Genomic DNA, 17,630 nt, shown 5'->3' with positions numbered 1-17,630 from the left:
GGCCTAGTGCCCTGCCGGCAGGTTTTTGTCCGGGCTGATGGCGATGGGCGTGCCGTTGTCCAGCTTGAGCTGGCCGGCGCTCACCACTTGCTCACCGGCTTTGAGGCCCTTGCTCACCAGCACCAGGCCACCGCGTCGCTCGCCGGTCTCGACGAAACGTCGCTCGGCGATCAGCAGCGACTTGCCATCAGCATCCTTTTCCACCTCGCCGGCGTCGGTTTTTTTCTCGGCCACGGCGTACACCGAGTTACCGTAGAGGGTGTAGGTGATTGCGCTTTCCGGCACCACAATCTGCGGGGCCGGGTTGGGCAGCAGCACGTTCAGGCTGGTGAACATGCCCGGCAGCAGCTTGCCATCCGGATTGGCCAAGGTGGCGCGCACCAACACATTGCGCGTGCTGTTTTCGACTTTCGGGTTGATCGCGCTGATGCTGCCCGGAAATTGCTCGCCGGGATAAGCCGAGACTTCCACCTGCACTGCCTGCCCGAGGGCGACTCTGGGCACGGAGTGTTCGGGGATATAGAAGTCGACATAGAGGCTGCTGAGGTCCTGCAAGGTGGCGATCACCGTGCCGCTGGCCAGGTAGTCGCCCACGTCGACTTGGCGAATGCCGATGGTGCCGCTGAACGGCGCGACAATGTGCTTCTTCGCCAGTGAAGCCTTGAGCTGATTGACCGTGGCCTTGTTCTTTTGCAGTTGCGCGGACAGGCGGTCGAACTCGCCTTTGGAGATCGCCTGGCTGCCCACCAGTTGGCTGCCGCGACCGTAGTCCAACTGCGCCAGGCCGAGGTCCGCCTGGGCGGTTTCCAGCAGCGCGCTTTCCACTGCGCTGTCGAGTTGCACCAGGGGTTGGCCAGCCTTGACGTTCTGCCCGGACTCGAACTGCACGTCCTTGACCGTACCGGCCACCTCCAGGCTCAGGTTCACACCTTGCAGGGCTTTGAGTGAGCCGACGGCTGGAAGGCGCTGTTGCCAGGGTTGTTCGACCACCGTCGCGACCGCCACGCTGACCGCCGGTTTTGGCTGGGAAAAGACCTGGATCTGCTGATAGATGGAAAAGGCTTTATAGCCCCCCAGCAGCAGGACGATTAACAGGACGACACCCAACATGAACAGCATGCGACGGCGCAGCATATTCCGGTTCCCTGGACAACGTTGGCAGACGATTTTTTGTAGGAGTGTAGTGGGTATTCCAGGCGGTGTTTATCACCGGGAACAGGGCCAGGACTGGCCCTGTTCAGAGGGGCGCGTCAGATCAGATGCAGATGGTTATCCCAGAGCCCTGCGGGCAACTCCAAGGGTTTTGCTACCAACGGTTTCTGGCGGCAATCGTAGAACCGGCAACGGCCTTGGCCCGAGGTCACGACAAACCCATCCTCGACGGCCCCAACGCCAGCACAGTCGGGCAGCGGCCCATCCAGGCGCAGCTCGCCACTGTCCATGTCCCAGATAAAAAAGCGGTTGCCCCGTGGGGCGGTCAACGCCACCAGGCGCAACTCGCTGTGCACCGCGACGCTGGCGGTGTAGTGCCCCATCGCCTGCAACTGCTCATCCGCCACCGGGAACGCCACGAACGGCTGGCCCGGTCGCTTGATCGCCAGCAACTCGGAATGCTCCTGTGACGCCCCCATGAACTGCTGCCCGGTGAGGATGGTGCCATCGCTGGCAATCCCCATATGCCGCACGCTGTTCATCTGCTGGCCGAGGGTTTCCTTGCTGATCAGGCTGCCGTCACGGTGCATCAGCACCAGGCTCGGCTCCATGGCATTGAGGTTCATCTCCACGCGGCTTTCGGCTTCAGTGCGGATGCCACCATTGGCCACCACCAGGGTTTCGCCGTCGGGCATCCACGACACCTGATGCGGGCCGATGCCGTGGGTAGAGAGCTCGCCGGTATGCACCAGCCGCTCACCTTCGAACTTGTAAACGCCGAGCAAGCCACGGCCGGGGTCGGTCGTGTCGTTCTCGGTGCCGTACAGCCAATCGCCGCTTTTGTGGATGACCGCGTGGCCATAGAAGTGGCGATTGGCCTTGGAGGTGATGGTTTGCAGCAGCGCACCATCACGCAGGTCGATCAGGTAGCTCTCGGTGCCCGGGCGACGGGCGACAAACAGCGCGATCGGCAGCGTAGGGTGGTTGATGATGTCGTGGCAGCGTTGGCCGACCTGGGTGGCAAACACTGGCTTGCCGTCCAGGCGATAGCCCACGGCGTAGTGCTTGCCGTCTGCATCATCCCGCGCCGACAGCAGCAGCGGGCCTTTATCCTTCCCTTTGAACAGCGTCCAGCCGCCCAAAGTGAGTGCACTGAGCAGCACGCTGCCAACCGCCAAAGCCTGTCGCCTGAGCATCATCAGTCACCGTCGTTGGCGTTAAAGCCCAGTTGAATGCCCAGCGCCTTGGCCAACTCGCCTTCGTGGAGGCGGTGGACGACGTTGAGGCTGTCGTAGATATCGTTGAGCTGCTGGCGCCCGGCGTCGTCGGCCAGCAGTTCATTGAGGGTGCGCTGGTTGCTGGCGAACAGTTTGAGGGACGCGGCATAGGCGGCGTCGATCTTGTCGGCCAACGGCTTCTGTTCGGACGGCAGCAGGCCACGCAGGCCTTTGTTGTCGACGCCGACCCATACGGTCTGGGCGGCGGCGAGGCTGGCTTCGAGGCTTTGCAGGGACGACTGGCTGCGCCATGCATCGGCCTGGAAGGGCTGCGGGATGCCCTTGGTCTGGCGGCCCATCGGCGTGCCGAGTTTTTTCTTCAGGGTGTCCAGTGCGGTCACTTGGACGCGCAGCAGATCGGCAATGGCTTCGTGGGAATCGGCGTAGCGCTGGTTCGGAAACTTGGTCATCTGCGCCAGCATGCCATCGGTGCTGTTCCAACTGGCCAGGATTTCTTCGGCCAGGGCCTTCTGACGGTCGCCGATGGCCACCAGCAGCGGGCAGTAACGGGCCTTTTGCGCGTCGTCGGCAATGTCGGTCTTGGCGTCGTAGAGGATGTATTCGTAGGCCGACAGGCCTTGCACCACCACGCTGGACTTGGCCAGGGCGGCGCCATCGATCTGCGGCTGGCTGGCGACCAACTGTTCGACCTGGCGGCCGACCAGGTTCTTCTTGTCTGGCCAGAACTGCACCTGCCACGAACGGTTGCCTTCGGCCAGCGGGCCGATCAACAGCGGTTGCAGCTCGGCCCAGGCCTTTTGCGCATGCAGGAAGTCGGCACGGGCAGTGTCCAGGCTCTCTTTGCCTTGGCAATAGGCCAGGGCGCTGACGGCCAGTTGGCGGTCGGCTTCGACCCAACGGCTGTAGGTCGGCAGGATCACTTGCTTGGCAATGGCCGCCGAGGTTACCGCTTGTGGGTCTTGCGGCGAGCAGGCGCCGAGGGCGAGGGCGGCCAGGCTGGTGAACAACAACTTGGGACGAAACATGTCGAGCTCCCTTCTGTAAGTGGGGCGAAGCTTATAAAGAATTCAGGAACGCCAGCAACGCAGCGCGCTGCTCGGCATTAAAGGACAACACATGCTGCTGCGCCGCGTGTGCTTCACCGCCGTGCCACAGCACGGCTTCCAGCAGGTTGCGGGCGCGGCCGTCATGCAAGAACTGGGTGTGACCACTCACGGTTTGTGTCAGGCCAATGCCCCACAAGGGCGGCGTGCGCCAATCGCGGCCACTGGCTTTGAATTCGCTACGGTTGTCGGCCAGGCCTTCGCCCATGTCGTGCAACAGCAGATCGCTGTACGGACGAATCACTTGGTTGGCCAGCTCAGGTTCAGCGGCATTGGCCGCCGTGGTGAACGTGGGTTTGTGGCAACCCTGGCATCCGGCCTGGTAGAACAGGTTTTTGCCGGCCAGCACCTGCGGCGTGTTGACGCCACGGCGCGCCGGCACGGCGAGGTTACGGGTATAGAACAACACCAGGCGCAGGATGTTGTCGCTGACTTCCGGCTCGCCATCGGGGCCATTGCCGTTGGGGGCCTGTTTGCAGGCGACTTGGGCATCGGTGCAGTCATCGAAGGGTCTCAACGAGGTGGTGAGGCCCATATCACCAGAAAACGCGTGAACATTTTGTTGATTGAGGTTGGGTTGCCCGGCCTTCCAGCCAAAACGCCCGAGCACGGTTTTTTGCTGGGCGTCGTCCCAGACCCAATTGGCGCGGCCGACGATGGCTTCTTTGTCGGCGGTCTTCGGGTCGGTGTTGCGCAGGATATCGGCGTCGCTGATGGCTTCGAGCAGGCCCAGGCCGATCATGGGCGGGGCGATGCGTGCGGAAAAACGCGTATCCGGATGCATCGGGCCGTAGCCTAGCTGGGTGATCTGCAGGTCCGGCTTGCGCAACTCGACCACCGTGCCGTCCTTGAACGTCACGTTGACCGGTGTGTAGTCGACCCGCACCTTGCCTTCCGGAGCCACGCCCGGCACGGCCATGTCCTGCAGTTGCCCGCCGTAGACCGGCTCGGGCACCACACCGACCTGTTCGATGAGCTTGGCATAGGGCGCTGCATCCGGAATCGACAGGCGCACCAGCATCGACACCGCATTCGGTGCGTCGGGTAACGGCGGGTGCCCACGGCCATCTTTTATATGGCAATTCTGGCAGGCATTGGTGTTGAACAGCGGGCCCAGGCCGTCACGCGCGGTAGTGGTGGACGGCGCGATCACCCAAGGGCTGCGAAAGAAGCTGTTGCCGACGCTGAAATCCAGCCGACGGGTGGGCGACAGGTTGGCCGAGGGCAGGGAAAACGCGTTCTGGTCACGCTTGTTCACCGTCGCAGCACCGCCCGCCCGTGATTCACCCGGCTCGGCCTTGGTGAAACGTGGCGCGTCATCGCAGGCCGTCAGGCTCAGGGCCATCAATGCGGCGGACAGGCAAAGAAGCGGACGGAACATCGAGTTTCCTGACGCGAAGGCTGAAAATAAGGTCGCAAAGTCTAACAGGGCAGGGCCGAATGAATAAGAGCAATTATCGTTTGGTGGAGGGCGATGCATTCCCGCTAGAATGGCCGCACATTTTTCTCTGGAGGTGGCCAATGCAGGCTCTCGACGCTTTGCTCAACCGTGTTTCCGTGCCGCGTCTGCTGGAACCGGCGCCGACCCAGGAGCAGCGCGACGTGCTGTTCGCCGCCGCCATGCGCGCGCCCGACCACGGGCAATTGCGCCCTTGGCGCTTCCTCACCGTTGAAGGTGCTGCCCGTGAGCAAATGGGCACGCTGTTGGCCGAGGCTGCGCGCCTGCAAGACGCCGATGCGCCGCAAGCCGCCATCGACAAGGCCCAGAACGGCCCATTGCGCGCGCCGTTGGTGGTGGTGGTGATTGCCCGTTTGCAGGAACACTTCAAGGTGCCGAAATCCGAGCAATTGCTGGCCGCCGCCTGTGCGGCCCACGGCATCCTGCTGGCGGCGTATGCCCAGGGGATTGGCGCCGTGTGGCGCACCGGTGAACTGTCCTACTCGGCCCACGTCGCCAAAGGCCTGGGGCTGACGGCGGACGAGGAAGTGATTGGCTTCCTTTACCTGGGCACGCCGCAGAACCCGCCGCGTACCGCGCCGAAAGAAGACGTGGCGGCGTTTGTCAGCACCTGGACCGGCGTTTAAACCCTGAACTGATCCATCAACTTCATCTGCTGAGTAGCCAGCGCATTGAGTTGGCTGCTGATGGCCGCCGACTCGGTGGCCTGGCCGGTGAGGGTTTCGGTCACGGTACGGATCGCCGAGACGTTGCGGTTGACCTCTTCGGCCACGGCGCTCTGTTGTTCGGCGGCGCTGGCGATTTGCAGGTTCATGTCGCTGATCACGGTCACCGCATCGCTGATCTTGCCCAAGGCCTGCACCGCTTGATGGATCTGCTCGGCATTGCTCTGGGCCTGGCTCTGGCTTGAATGCATGGTGGCCACCACGCCACGGGTGCCGCTCTGGATGCGTTCGATCACCAAGCGGATTTCCTCCACGGAGTCCTGGGTGCGCTTGGCCAGGTTGCGCACTTCGTCGGCCACCACCGCAAAGCCACGGCCGCTTTCCCCGGCGCGCGCGGCTTCGATGGCGGCGTTCAGCGCCAGCAGGTTGGTCTGCTCGGCAATGCTGCGGATCACTTCCAGCACCGAACCGATCTGCTCGCTGTTGACCGCCAAGGCTTCGACTTCGCCCACGGCCTTGCTGACTTCTTCGGCCAGGGTGGTGATGTCGCGGGTACTCTGTTCGATGATCGACATGCCTTCGCGCGCCGACTGATCCGCCCCCCGCGCCGCGCTGGCGGCATTGGAGGCGCTGTTGGCGACGTCGTGGGCAGTGGCACTCATCTCGTTGGACGCGGTAGCCACCTGGTCGATTTCGCGGAACTGCACCTGCATGCCTTCGCTGGTCTGGCGCGCGATGGCCGATGACTGATCGGCGGTGCCACGGGCTTCGGTGATGCTTTGCTTGATCTGGGCAATGGTCGGTTGCAGCTTGTCGAGGAAGCGGTTGAACCAGTTGACCAATTCTCCGAGCTCATCCTTCTTGGTGTAGGCCAGGCGCTGGGTGAGGTCACCATCGCCGCTGGCGATGTCTTTGAGCATGGCGGCCACGCTGTTGATTGGACGGGTTACGCCGGTGGCGGTCAGCCAGATCAGCAGCAAACCTAGCAGCGCGGCGGCGGCGCCGACCAGCAAGGCCTTGAGCGTACCGGCGGCCTGGGCTTTGTCGAGCACGTCCTGCAGTTTCAAGGTGTCGGCCAGCATCACGTTCTTGGGCAGCTTGATCACCACGCCCCAGGATTTTGCGTCGGCAATCGGCTTGACCGGGAAGACGGCGCGGATGGTGTCGTCCTGCTCGCGGATCATGGGTGACTCGCTGGCCAGTAGTTGCACGATTTCCTTGCCTTCGGCGCCGATAATGTCGATCAGGTTTTTGCCGACCTTGTCCGGCTGGCCGCTATACGCCGCGATCAGGCCGGTACTGGACAGGATCTCCAGATGCGCCGCGCCGTCGAAGAGTTCTTTTTGCGCCGCGTCCGTCACTGCTTGCAGGGTGTTGAGGGCGATGTCGATACCGACCACGCCGATGACTTTGCCGTCCACGATCAGCGGCAAGGCAATGGTGGTCATCAGCATCTGCTTGCCGGCCACTTCATCGGCGTAGGGATCCAGCAGGCAAACCTTGCGCGTGTCCCGTGGGCAGGTGTACCAGATGTTGTAGGGCGTGCCGCTGAGGTTGGGAGTGGTCTTGGTCAGGTCTTCTTCCACCATGATGGTGTTCAGCCCTTCGCCGCCGGCGCGGCTCCAGTAGCTGGAGAAACGGCCTTTTTCGTTGGACACGCGGGCCTTGTCGTCGACGAATTCGCTGTCCTTGCCATCCAGTCCATTGGGCTCGAATGACAGCCAGATACCCAGCACTTTGCTGTTGCGCTCAAAGGTGGTCTTGAGGCTCTGGTTGAGTTCTTCCCGCAGTGCGCCAGGTTCCAGGGAGCGCTTGGCCGCCAGGGCGCGCAAGTCCTTGACCTGGTCGGCGAGGGCCGTCACCACCAACAGGTTCTCGCCAAAGGTTTTCTGCAACTGCACGGCCTGTTCGGCGGCTTTGGATTGCAGCAGGTTCTGCACGCTGTTGGTGAGCATTCGCGAGCTTGAATCGCTGATCAGATGGTCGTTCTGGTCGGTTTCGTAGAGGTTGATGCTGATGATCAGCGCGATCACACCCAACAGGCAAAGGCCTGACAGCAGCACGATTTTCAAGCGAATGGAGAGGGTGTCGAACATAGGTTCACTCACGAATGGACTTGTTGGAAAGCACGCAGTGCAGGCCAAGTCCATTCAGCGCTATGTCTGAAACATCGGCGTCATGATTCAATTCATGAGAGAGAGGCGATGAGCGGTAGGAAAAACCCTACATGCTACGTTATACGGGCGCTACAAGCCGCTCCGGACGTGACCAGATCCACAGATTGCCCAGGCTCATCCCAGCAATGGCCAGGTAGATCGGCCAGCCGTGGTCGAGCATCACCAGCATCAGGAAGGCGCACAGCAGCATGCTCACGGTGGCGCTGATTTTGGCCCGGCGGGCGATGATCTTGCCGTTGCGCCAATTGAACAGGATCGGCCCGAACAGCCGGTGGTTTTCCAGCCAGGCGCTCAGGCGCGGTGAGCTTTTGGTGGCGGCCCACGCGGCCAGCAGGATGAATTCGGTGGTGGGCAACCCCGGCACGACAATCGCCACCAGCCCGATGCCCAGGCTGACGTAGGCCAGCAGGCCGAAGAGGATTCGGGCGATTTTCGAGGTGGATTGGGGTTTGCCGGTCATGGGAGCGATTTGCACGAGAAAGGGGTTCACCCCCTGTAGGAGCCCGGCTTGCCGGCGATGGCGATTTCACGAACGCCATCGCCGGCAAGCCGGGCTCCTACGGGGGGAGGTGAGGGTTAGGCCAGTTCAGGGGCGCTAGCGTACGCTTGTTCCAGCAAGACGGTGAAACGTACAAACGCGTCGATTGCGCCTTTTTCCACCGCAGCCTCTTCTTCAGCGTTGAATTCCAGGGCATCGAGCGTACGCGTGAAGCTTTTCCAGCCTTCAGCCCGACCACCGGCCGGCTCACCCAGGTGACGGGCACCGAAGGTCTCGCTCAGGCCCAGGCCCACGGCGCGCTTGATCAGGAACGCAGCGCCCAGTTTGGAGCCTTCGGATACGAACAGCCAGCCCAAGGCTTCGGCCTTGCTCGGGTTCTTCACGGCGCCAGCGACCGGTGCAGGCACCTCGGTGTCGAGGTCGCCCAGGTCCAGCTTGGCGGCTTCGGCGCGGCAACGTGCGGCCAGGTCCGGCACGATCTTGATCAGTTCGGCATCGTTGTACAGCGCTACCAGCTCCGACTGGAACAGGTACTGCGCCACTACGAAACGCGCGAAGTTGGCCTGGGTTTCAAACGGGGCGTGGGCTTTGACCAGGGCGTCGAGTTTGGTATGTGGCTCGTTGGTGATCTGGTTCAGGCGCTGGGAGCGTAGGCTTGGGCGTTCTGCGGTTGGAGAAGCGGTCATGAAAAAGTCCTTGAGAAGAGGAGCGCCTGGGGGCCCTAAAGAGAGCTGTTATCAACTAGACGAACAAGAAGACGCGGCACAGTAAAAAATCCTCACCTCGTCGATGAAATTTCGACGAAGTGAGTGGGGGGCTTCAATTAAACGTCGCGATCAAATGTCCCAGATCACGTTGATCGCAAAGTTGCGACCCGGCTGGGTCAGTCGGTCGAGGTTGGCCGGGGAGGTCACGCCGGCTTCGCCGACGCCGTCGTAGCTGCGTACGTCGTCCCAGTTCCAGTACTTCTTGTCGGTGAGGTTGTAGAGGCCGCCATTGATGGTTACGTCGTTGGTGACTTTGTAGAAACCGGTCAGGTCGACGATGCCAAAGCCTGGGGTCTTGAAGGGGCCAGTGGTGCTGCCGTCAGGCGCGTGAAAAGTGGTGCTGTCGACGCGGTTCTGCTTTTTCACCAGGGTCCAGCTCAAAAGGCCGCCGTAGTTGTCCTGGTCGTAGCCCAAGCCGAATACGCCCTTGAGCGGGTTGACGCTGTTGAGCGCCTCGCCATTATCATCGTTGCGGCCATAGGTGTAGCCAACCGAACCCTGGGTGTACAGGCCTTGCGGTGCGCCGAATGCATCGAGGTTCAGGCGCCCTTTGGCTTCGATCCCCTTGATGGTGGCGTGCTTGATGTTGTTGGCTTCGAATTGCTGTGAGGTACTGCCGGCGACGGAGGCGTCCTCGTCGATGAAGTCGCGGTATTTGTTGTAGAACACGGCGATATCAAACGAACCGGAATCGAAATTGCCGCGAATCCCGGTTTCCAAGCCCTTGCTGCTTTCCGGCTTGAGGTCGGGGTTGGGCTCGACGGTGTAGCCCTGCTGCAGGTTTTCAAAGCGGCCGTACAAGGCTTTGGCAGACGGTGTGCGGAAGCCTTCAGCGTATTGACCAAACCAGGTGTAGTGATCGGTCAGCGCGTAGGTCAGGCCGAATTTGGGCGTCACACGGTGCCAGGTTTTTTCCTTGTCACTGTGGGCGTAGATCCGCGTCGGGTCGACAGTGTTGAGGAACTCTTCAGTCAACTTGGGTTTGAGTTGGGTGTAGTCGTAACGCACGGCGGGCAGGAAGGTCCATTTGTCCCAAGTGATCTGGTCCTGTGCAAACAACGAGTAGGTGTTGATGGTCGGGTCCGGGAAGTCACTGGCCTTCTTTACACTGTCGCTGGCAATCGGACTGGGCGCGCCGATGGCCGTGCAACCGCCACCAACAGCCAGGCAACTGGCTGCGCCTTCACGGGAGCCGGTGACTTTCTGTTGCTTGAGGGTGGTGCCATAGGTCAGTTGGTGATCGGTTTCACCCAGGCTGAAGGCCTTGTCCAACTGGGCGTCGAACACCCACTGTTTTTCTTCGTAAAGGGTTTCGCGGGTGCGCAAGACACGGCGCGACGGCTGGTAGATCTCGGCGGTGGTCTGGTCGGTCTTGGCGATCTGGTAGTTGAGGCTGGTCTTGATCTGATCGGCAATCGGCGAGTCCAGGGCAAAGCGGTTTTCGATACCGAAACGCTCGCGGGTGATGGTGTCGTTGCCCGACCGCGCCCGGTAGAAGTTGAAGCCACGCCCGCCGGTGAATGGGCCGCCCACGGCATTTTTGAGGTTGACGTCGCGATCGTCCTTGAACTTCTCGTAAGTCAGGCCAAGTCGGTTGTCATCGCCATAATTCCAACCCAGTTTGGCCAGCACATTGGTTGTGCGCGCATCCTCGGGGTTGGCACCGGTACGCGCCAGGCCCGTGGCGTTGTTGCCATCATAGGATTCCATCTCATGGCCGTTGCGCTGGCTCAGGTGCAGCAAGCCGTCGAAGTCTTGCACGCGTCCGGCGAAGGTGCCGGAGGTCAGCCAGCTTTCATCGGCGGAGCTGTAGCCGGTCTTGAGGCGGGCGCCGACGTCTTGGCCGGGTTTGATGATGTCGTCCGGGTCGAGGGTGAAGTAACTCACCGCACCGCCGATGGCGCTGCTGCCGTACAGGGCCGAGGCTGGGCCGCGCAGAATCTCGACGCGCTTGACGATTTCCGGGTCGACGTAGTTGCGACGGGTCTTGGCGTAAGGACCGTTGAAGAAGTTGTCCGGCACTTCCACGCCATCCACCTGGGTGAGGATGCGGTCGCCGTCGATGCCACGAATGTTGTAGCCCGAATTGCTCGAGCGGCCACCGGCACCGCCTACCGAGACGTTGGGCTCATAACGCACCAGTTCACGGATGGTATTCACGTTCTGGCGGTCCAGCGCTTCGCGTTCATGCACGCTGACGGTGCTCGGCACGCTGCTCACGTCCTGCTCATTGCGGGTCGCGCTGATGGTCACCTGCTGCAGGTTGAGGGTGCCACTTGCCGCGCGTTTTTCCAGGACGATGTTGTTATTGCCCAGTTTTCGATAGCTCAGGTTGGTCCCCACCAACAGCCGGTCCAGGGCTTTTTCCGGCGGCAACGGGCCGCGCACGCCAGGGGACGACACACCCTGGGCCAATTCTGCGGGCAGGCCGACTTGCCAGCCGGTCACCGCGGTAAAGGCGTTGAGGGCCGAGACCAGCGACTGCTGCTCGATGCTGAAGTTGTAGTTGCCGTGGTTGCGTGCAGCAGGTTCGGCGGCGGTGGCGGTCATTACTGGCGCACCGGCCAGCAGAATGGCGGCCGTCAGCAAGGACAGGACGGGCGAAGAGGACCGGCGGTTGAAACGAGAGGACATCGAGAGCGCTCCGGGGTACGAATCTTATAGTTGCGAACTGAAACAAATAGGAATCAGTTGCATTGGCTAAGACGAGACGTACCACCTGCAGCTATCGAGTAAAAATAATTCTCATTTAGTTCAAGATCACCAGCGCTGGATATTCCGACAGCTTGGCCGAGGTGATGTGGGCCAGGGAGCGCACCACGTCCAGGGGCTGGTCGAGGCGGTAATTGCCGGTAACGGCGACACTGGCCAGTTGGTCATTGGTGTTGACGATCCAACCAGGGTAATAGCGACGCAGCTCGGCGAGCACTTCGCTCATCGGGCAGTTTTCGAAGATCAGCCGGCCTTGCACCCAGGCCAAGTCCTTGTTGGCGTCCAACTTGGCCGGCTGGCCAAAACCCTTGGGCCCGATGCGGATACTTTCCCCGGCGCGCAGGCGCACGCGGGCATCATCGAAGGTGTTGCTCAGGTCCACATCACCGCGCTGCACCTGCACCTGGGCTTCGCCATTCAGGTAACGCACGGCGAAGGCGGTGTCGTGCACGCTGGCGCGTACGGGGCCGGCGTCGATTTCCAGGGGTAGGCCGTGGCTGGGCACGATTTCGAAAAACGCCTCGCCCTGGTACAGGCGGGCGATGCGCTGGTGGTCCTTGATGCTGCTGGAAAACGCTGAGTTGGTGTTCAGCAATACCTTGGAGCCGTCATCCAGTTGCAGGCGCTGGCGTTCGCCCACCACGGTGAGGTGGTCGGCCTGCAGGCGTACCGGCAGGTTGCTGAAGCTGAACAGGCCGATCAGCAGCACGGCGGCGGTAGCCAGCGGTTTCCAATGCGGTTTGATCCGACGCCAGGCGCTGGGCTTGCGCGGTACGGCCAGTGCGACGGCGGCACTGTGCACCGGCGCGCCCCCCCAGGCGGCCTGGGCCTTGGCAAAGGCATGAATGTGGGCGGGATCGCTGGCCAGCCAGGCTTCGAATTCGGCTTGCTGCCCGGGTTGCGGGCACTGCAAGGCGATCAGCCAGTCGAGGGCTTGGTCCATAGCCGTGTCTTGCAACACCTCATGAGCCAGCTCATGGGGGCGCAGTTTATTCGGGTCCGTCACGGTGTTCCTCGGGTCTTCGCCACGTTCTATTCAACTTTCCTACAGCCTGGGTCGACGCTTCTTTCGGGTGAAGCTTAAGGCCGATCCAGCCGTTCGGCCACACCTACGCAGATGGCCATAATCAATTTGAGTTCCTTTTGCACGGTGCTCAAGGACACTTCCAACTGATCGGCGATCTCCTGGTAACTGCAACCATGCAGGCGACTGAGGATGAAGATCTGCTGTTGGCGGGCGCTCAACTGGCCCAGGCTGACGCTCAAGGCTTCAAGCATTTGCTCGGCCTGGGTGGCATCTTCGGGTGTGCTGATGGGGGCAGCGACGCTTTGCAGGACATCCAGCGGAACATCTTCCTGCAGCGTGCGGGCCTGGATCCTGCGCGCACGCAGGTGATCCAGCGCCAGGTTGCGCGCCGTCTGATACACGAAAGGTTCAAGGTGATCGATCGGCCGCTCGCTCAGGGCCCGAGTGACGCGCAGGTAGGTTTCCTGCAACAGGTCCTCGGCGGTGCTGTGGTTATTCACCATCCGCTGCAAGGTGCGAAGCAGAATCACCCGTTGGGTGAGAAAGACGTGGTTGAAGCGAGATTGGCTCACAGTGATACCAGACCGGTTTGCAGTTAATGATAATGCTTATCATCAACGCAAATGGCAAGTGGCACTTTTAACTGTAGGAGCGAGCTTTCTCGCGAAGGTCGTCAACGATAACGCTGACGTCCTGGGTTAACGCGGTGTCTTTGCGTTTTTTCGCGAGCAAGCTCGCTCCTACAGGAGGTCGGGGATTATTCGGCGTTGCAGAGCGCCAGGCAGTTATCCAGCATACGGTTGGAGAAGCCCCACTCGTTGTCATACCAAGCCAGCACTTTCAGCAACTTGCCGCTGACTTTGGTGTGATTGGCATCGAAGATCGACGACAACGGGTTGTGGTTGAAGTCGCTGGAAACCAACGGCAAGGTGTTGTAACCCAGAATCTTCGAATGCTGGCTGGCATCCTTGAGCAGCGCGTTGACCTGTTCGGCAGTGGCTTCTTTCTTCAACTGCACGGTGAGGTCCACCAGCGACACGTTGATCACCGGTACACGCACCGCCATGCCGGTCAGCTTGCCCGCCAGTTCCGGCAGCACCAGGCCGACGGCTTCAGCGGCGCCGGTCTTGCTCGGGATCATGTTCTGGGTGGCCGAACGCGCGCGGTACGGGTCGGTGTGGTAGACGTCGGTCAGGTTCTGGTCGTTGGTGTAGGCGTGGATCGTGGTCATCAGGCCACTTTCGATGCCCAACTCGCGGTGCAGCACCTGAGCCACAGGCGCCAGGCAGTTGGTGGTGCACGAGGCGTTGGAGATGATCTGGTGGGATTGGCGCAGAATGTCATGGTTCACGCCGTAGACCACGGTCGCGTCCGCGCCCTTGGCCGGTGCGGAAATGATCACCTTGCGCGCGCCAGCGGTAATATGGGCAGCCGCCTTGTCCCGGTCAGTGAACAGGCCGGTGCATTCAAACACCACGTCGATCTTGTGCGCAGCCCACGGCAGGTCGGCTGGGTTGCGAATGGCACTGACGGCAATCCGGTCACCGTTGACGGTCAGGCTTTCCTGATCGTGGGCGACCTCTGCTTCGAAAGTGCCATGCACGGTGTCGTATTTGAGCAGGTGGGCATTGATCGAACTGTCGCCCAGATCGTTGATGGCGACGATCTGCAAATCCTGGCGGTAGCCTTGGGTATACAGTGCGCGCAGGACATTACGGCCGATACGGCCAAAACCATTGATTGCGATACGAAGAGTCATTGGAAAGTGCCTGTCGTCGATTTGTTGTAAGAATTACAAGATTATTCGCATAAAAATAGAAAACAAGCCTTTTTAGTGGCAATATTTTGTTCAATCTACAACGAGTGACCTGAATCAACTGGTCCGATGATCCAAACGACTCCCTGCCATCCCATGCGTTGCGGGCGTTTGATCAGCATAGACACTCAGGTCGCCACATCCGTTAGCCTGGAGTTCTACACATGCATCCCCGCGTTCTTGAGGTCACCGAACGGCTTATCGCCCGCAGCCGCGCCACCCGCGAGGCTTACCTTGCGCTCATTCGCGGTGCAGCCACCGACGGTCCGATGCGCGGCAAGCTGCAATGCGCCAACTTCGCCCACGGCGTGGCCGGTTGCGGCACTGAAGATAAAAATAGTCTGCGCATGATGAATGCCGCCAACGTGGCAATTGTTTCGTCATATAACGACATGCTCTCGGCGCACCAGCCGTACGAACATTTCCCTGAACAGATCAAGAAGGCCCTGCGCGAAGTCGGCTCGGTCGGCCAGTTCGCTGGCGGCACCCCTGCGATGTGCGACGGCGTGACCCAGGGCGAGCCTGGCATGGAGCTGAGCCTGCTCAGCCGTGAAGTCATTGCCATGTCCACGGCGGTAGCGCTGTCCCACAACATGTTCGATGCCGCGCTGATGCTGGGCATTTGCGACAAGATCGTCCCCGGCCTGATGATGGGCGCGCTGCGCTACGGCCACCTGCCGATGATCTTCGTTCCTGGCGGGCCAATGCCATCGGGTATCTCCAACAAGCAGAAAGCCGACGTGCGCCAGCGCTACGCCGAAGGCAAGGCCACCCGTGAAGAGCTGCTGGAATCGGAGATGAAGTCCTACCACAGCCCCGGCACCTGCACCTTCTACGGCACCGCTAACACCAACCAGTTGCTGATGGAAGTGATGGGCCTGCACTTGCCGGGTGCCTCGTTCGTCAACCCGTACACGCCGCTGCGCGATGCGCTGACCCGTGAAGCCGCGCACCAGGTCACGCGCCTGACCAAGGCCAACGGCAGCTTCATGCCGATCGGCGAGATCGTCGACGAGAAATCCATCGTCAACTCCATCATCGCCCTCAACGCCACCGGTGGTTCGACCAACCACACCCTGCACATGCCGGCAATCGCCATGTCGGCGGGCATTATTCTCACCTGGGACGACATGGCCGACCTCTCCGAGGTGGTGCCGACCCTGTCCCACGTGTATCCAAACGGCAAGGCCGACATCAACCACTTCCAGGCGGCGGGCGGCATGTCGTTCCTGATCCGCGAGCTGCTCGAAGCCGGCCTGCTTCACGAGGACGTCAACACCGTGGCTGGCAAAGGCCTGAGCCGCTACACCCAGGAACCGTTCCTGGTCGACGGCGAGCTGATCTGGCGCGACGGCCCGATCGAAAGCCTCGACGAAAGCATCCTGCGTCCTGTGGCCCGTGCGTTCTCGCCGGAAGGTGGCTTGCGTGTGATGGAAGGCAACCTCGGTCGTGGCGTGATGAAGGTGTCTGCTGTAGCGCCGGAACATCAAATTGTTGAAGCGCCAGCGGTGGTGTTCCAGGACCAGCAAGACCTGGCCGACGCGTTCAAGGCCGGTCAGTTGGAAAAAGACTTCGTGGCCGTCATGCGCTTCCAGGGCCCGCGCTCCAATGGCATGCCCGAATTGCACAAGATGACGCCGTTCCTCGGCGTGTTGCAGGACCGTGGCTTCAAGGTCGCACTGGTAACAGACGGGCGTATGTCCGGCGCGTCGGGTAAGATCCCCGCCGCGATTCACGTCAACCCCGAAGCCCAGAGCGGCGGGCCACTGGCGCGGGTGCGCGATGGCGATATCATTCGCGTGGATGGCGTGAAGGGCACCTTGGAGCTTAAGGTGGACGCCGACGAATTTGCAGCGCGCGCGCCTGCCACGGGCCTGTTGGGCAATAACGTGGGGGCCGGTCGCGAGCTGTTTGCATTTATGCGCTTGGCCGCAAGCTCCGCAGAGCAGGGCGCCAGCGCCTTTACCTCTGCCTTGGAGACGCTTAAGTGAAGCTTGCGCTGGTCGGTGATATCGGGGGCACCAACGCCCGTTTTGCGTTGTGGCGCGATCAGGAACTGCATTCGATCCGCGTGCATGCCACGGCGGATCACTCCAGCCCTGAAGACGCGATCAAGGTTTACCTCAAAGAGGAAGGCCTGCAAATCGGCGACATCGGCGCGGTGTGCCTGTCGGTGGCCGGGCCGGTGAGCGGTGATGAATTTAAATTCACCAACAATCACTGGCGCCTGAGCAAGACTGCGTTTTGCAAGACGTTGCAGGTCGATGAATTGCTGCTGGTCAATGACTTCTCGGCCATGGCCTTGGGGATGACCCGCCTCAAACCCGACGAATTCCGCGTGGTCTGCGAGGGTACGCCGGAGCCATTGCGCCCGGCGGTGGTGATTGGCCCTGGCACTGGCTTGGGTGTCGGGACACTGCTGGACCTCGGCGCTGGCCGTTTTGCGGCGTTGCCGGGGGAGGGCGGGCATGTCGACCTGCCCCTCAGCAGCCCGCGTGAAACCCAGCTGTGGCAGCACATCTACACTGAGATCGGCCACGTCAGCGCTGAAACCGCCTTGAGCGGTGGCGGCTTGCCGCGTCTGTACCGTGCTATTTGCGCGGTCGACGGCCACACGCCGGTACTGGAAACCCCCGAGGCCATCACGGCCGCAGGCCTGGCCGGCGACCCGGTGGCGATGGAAGTATTGGACCAGTTCAGCATCTGGCTGGGCCGCGTTGCCGGCAACAATGTGCTGACCACCGGGGGACGCGGTGGCGTGTACATCGTGGGCGGGGTGATACCGAGGTTTGCCGACTTCTTTATCAACAGCGGCTTTGCCAAGAGTTTCGCCGACAAAGGCTGCATGAGCGACTACTTCAAGGGTATTCCGGTGTGGTTGGTGACCGCGCCGTATTCCGGGTTGACCGGGGCTGGCGTCGCGCTCGAACAGGCCTTTGCCATGTAGGAGCGAGCTTGCTCGCGAAGAACGTTAACGATAACGCAGCGCATCAGGTGATACGCAGCAGCTTCAGG

At 61.5% G+C, this 17,630-nt stretch carries 14 protein-coding genes and 1 pseudogene; 3 read left to right on the top strand and 12 right to left on the bottom strand.

The features are described from left to right. Positions 1-3 precede the first annotated feature (3 nt). The 4 genes from CI807_RS31115 to CI807_RS31100 all read right to left on the bottom strand — a co-directional run bounded on the left by CI807_RS31115 (position 4) and on the right by CI807_RS31100 (position 4,874). Positions 4-1,134, bottom strand: coding sequence for an efflux RND transporter periplasmic adaptor subunit (locus CI807_RS31115; RefSeq protein ID WP_095017471.1), 1,131 nt, complete (start codon positions 1,132-1,134; stop codon positions 4-6). A gap of 116 nt (positions 1,135-1,250) precedes the next feature. Next, positions 1,251-2,348, bottom strand: coding sequence for a DUF1513 domain-containing protein (locus CI807_RS31110; protein ID WP_095017646.1), 1,098 nt, complete (start codon positions 2,346-2,348; stop codon positions 1,251-1,253). Positions 2,349-2,350: 2 nt separating this feature from the next. Further along, positions 2,351-3,415: an imelysin family protein gene (locus CI807_RS31105; RefSeq protein WP_016975505.1), complete on the bottom strand. Its 1,065-nt coding sequence runs from the start codon at positions 3,413-3,415 to the stop codon at positions 2,351-2,353. Positions 3,416-3,446: 31 nt separating this feature from the next. After that, a complete protein-coding gene (locus CI807_RS31100) occupies positions 3,447-4,874 on the bottom strand; it encodes a di-heme oxidoredictase family protein (protein WP_095017470.1) in 1,428 nt (475 codons plus the stop codon). Positions 4,875-5,014: 140 nt separating this feature from the next. Here CI807_RS31100 and CI807_RS31095 point away from each other — a divergent pair, with 140 nt between their 5' ends. Beyond that, on the top strand, positions 5,015-5,578 hold the full coding sequence (locus CI807_RS31095) for an NAD(P)H nitroreductase (protein ID WP_095017469.1): 564 nt from the start codon (positions 5,015-5,017) through the stop codon (positions 5,576-5,578). Here CI807_RS31095 and CI807_RS32250 read toward each other — a convergent pair. From CI807_RS32250 to gap, 8 genes and pseudogenes are all read right to left on the bottom strand, one after another. After that, positions 5,575-6,330, bottom strand: coding sequence for a methyl-accepting chemotaxis protein (locus CI807_RS32250; RefSeq protein ID WP_371858027.1), 756 nt, complete (start codon positions 6,328-6,330; stop codon positions 5,575-5,577). The genes CI807_RS31095 and CI807_RS32250 overlap by 4 nt on opposite strands. Before the next feature lie 102 nt (positions 6,331-6,432). Further along, positions 6,433-7,572, bottom strand: a pseudogene (locus CI807_RS32245) (HAMP domain-containing protein); the annotation flags it as partial. 280 nt (positions 7,573-7,852) lie between these two features. Beyond that, the gene (locus CI807_RS31085; protein WP_095017467.1) at positions 7,853-8,254 is read right to left on the bottom strand and encodes a YbaN family protein; all 402 of its coding nucleotides are present in this window, start codon (positions 8,252-8,254) and stop codon (positions 7,853-7,855) included. A gap of 116 nt (positions 8,255-8,370) precedes the next feature. After that, a complete protein-coding gene (locus CI807_RS31080; protein WP_028617783.1) occupies positions 8,371-8,979 on the bottom strand; it encodes a biliverdin-producing heme oxygenase in 609 nt (202 codons plus the stop codon). Positions 8,980-9,129: 150 nt separating this feature from the next. Next, on the bottom strand, positions 9,130-11,694 hold the full coding sequence (locus CI807_RS31075) for a TonB-dependent receptor (protein WP_095017466.1): 2,565 nt from the start codon (positions 11,692-11,694) through the stop codon (positions 9,130-9,132). A 115-nt stretch (positions 11,695-11,809) separates the two neighbouring features. After that, positions 11,810-12,778, bottom strand: coding sequence for a FecR domain-containing protein (locus CI807_RS31070; protein ID WP_095017465.1), 969 nt, complete (start codon positions 12,776-12,778; stop codon positions 11,810-11,812). A 74-nt stretch (positions 12,779-12,852) separates the two neighbouring features. Beyond that, entirely contained in the window at positions 12,853-13,371 is a 519-nt protein-coding gene (locus tag CI807_RS31065; RefSeq protein ID WP_016975497.1) for an RNA polymerase sigma factor, read from the bottom strand. 185 nt (positions 13,372-13,556) lie between these two features. Further along, positions 13,557-14,558 (bottom strand): type I glyceraldehyde-3-phosphate dehydrogenase, encoded by a 1,002-nt coding sequence (gap, locus tag CI807_RS31060; protein ID WP_016975496.1) that lies wholly within the window; start codon positions 14,556-14,558, stop codon positions 13,557-13,559. A 221-nt stretch (positions 14,559-14,779) separates the two neighbouring features. Between gap and edd the strand changes: the two genes are divergently transcribed. Next, positions 14,780-16,606, top strand: coding sequence for a phosphogluconate dehydratase (gene edd / locus CI807_RS31055; RefSeq protein WP_028617778.1), 1,827 nt, complete (start codon positions 14,780-14,782; stop codon positions 16,604-16,606). Continuing rightward, positions 16,603-17,562 carry a glucokinase gene (locus CI807_RS31050; RefSeq protein ID WP_095017464.1) on the top strand — a complete coding sequence of 320 codons (960 nt, stop codon included), beginning with the start codon at positions 16,603-16,605 and terminating at the stop codon, positions 17,560-17,562. Before edd ends, CI807_RS31050 begins: the two co-directional genes overlap by 4 nt. The last annotated feature ends 68 nt before the right edge of the window (positions 17,563-17,630 follow it).

Origin of the sequence: Pseudomonas sp. NS1(2017) (assembly GCF_002269425.1) — a bacterium.
GTDB classification, from domain to species: domain Bacteria; phylum Pseudomonadota; class Gammaproteobacteria; order Pseudomonadales; family Pseudomonadaceae; genus Aquipseudomonas; species Aquipseudomonas reactans.
This window is presented reverse-complemented; position numbering and strand designations above follow the sequence as displayed.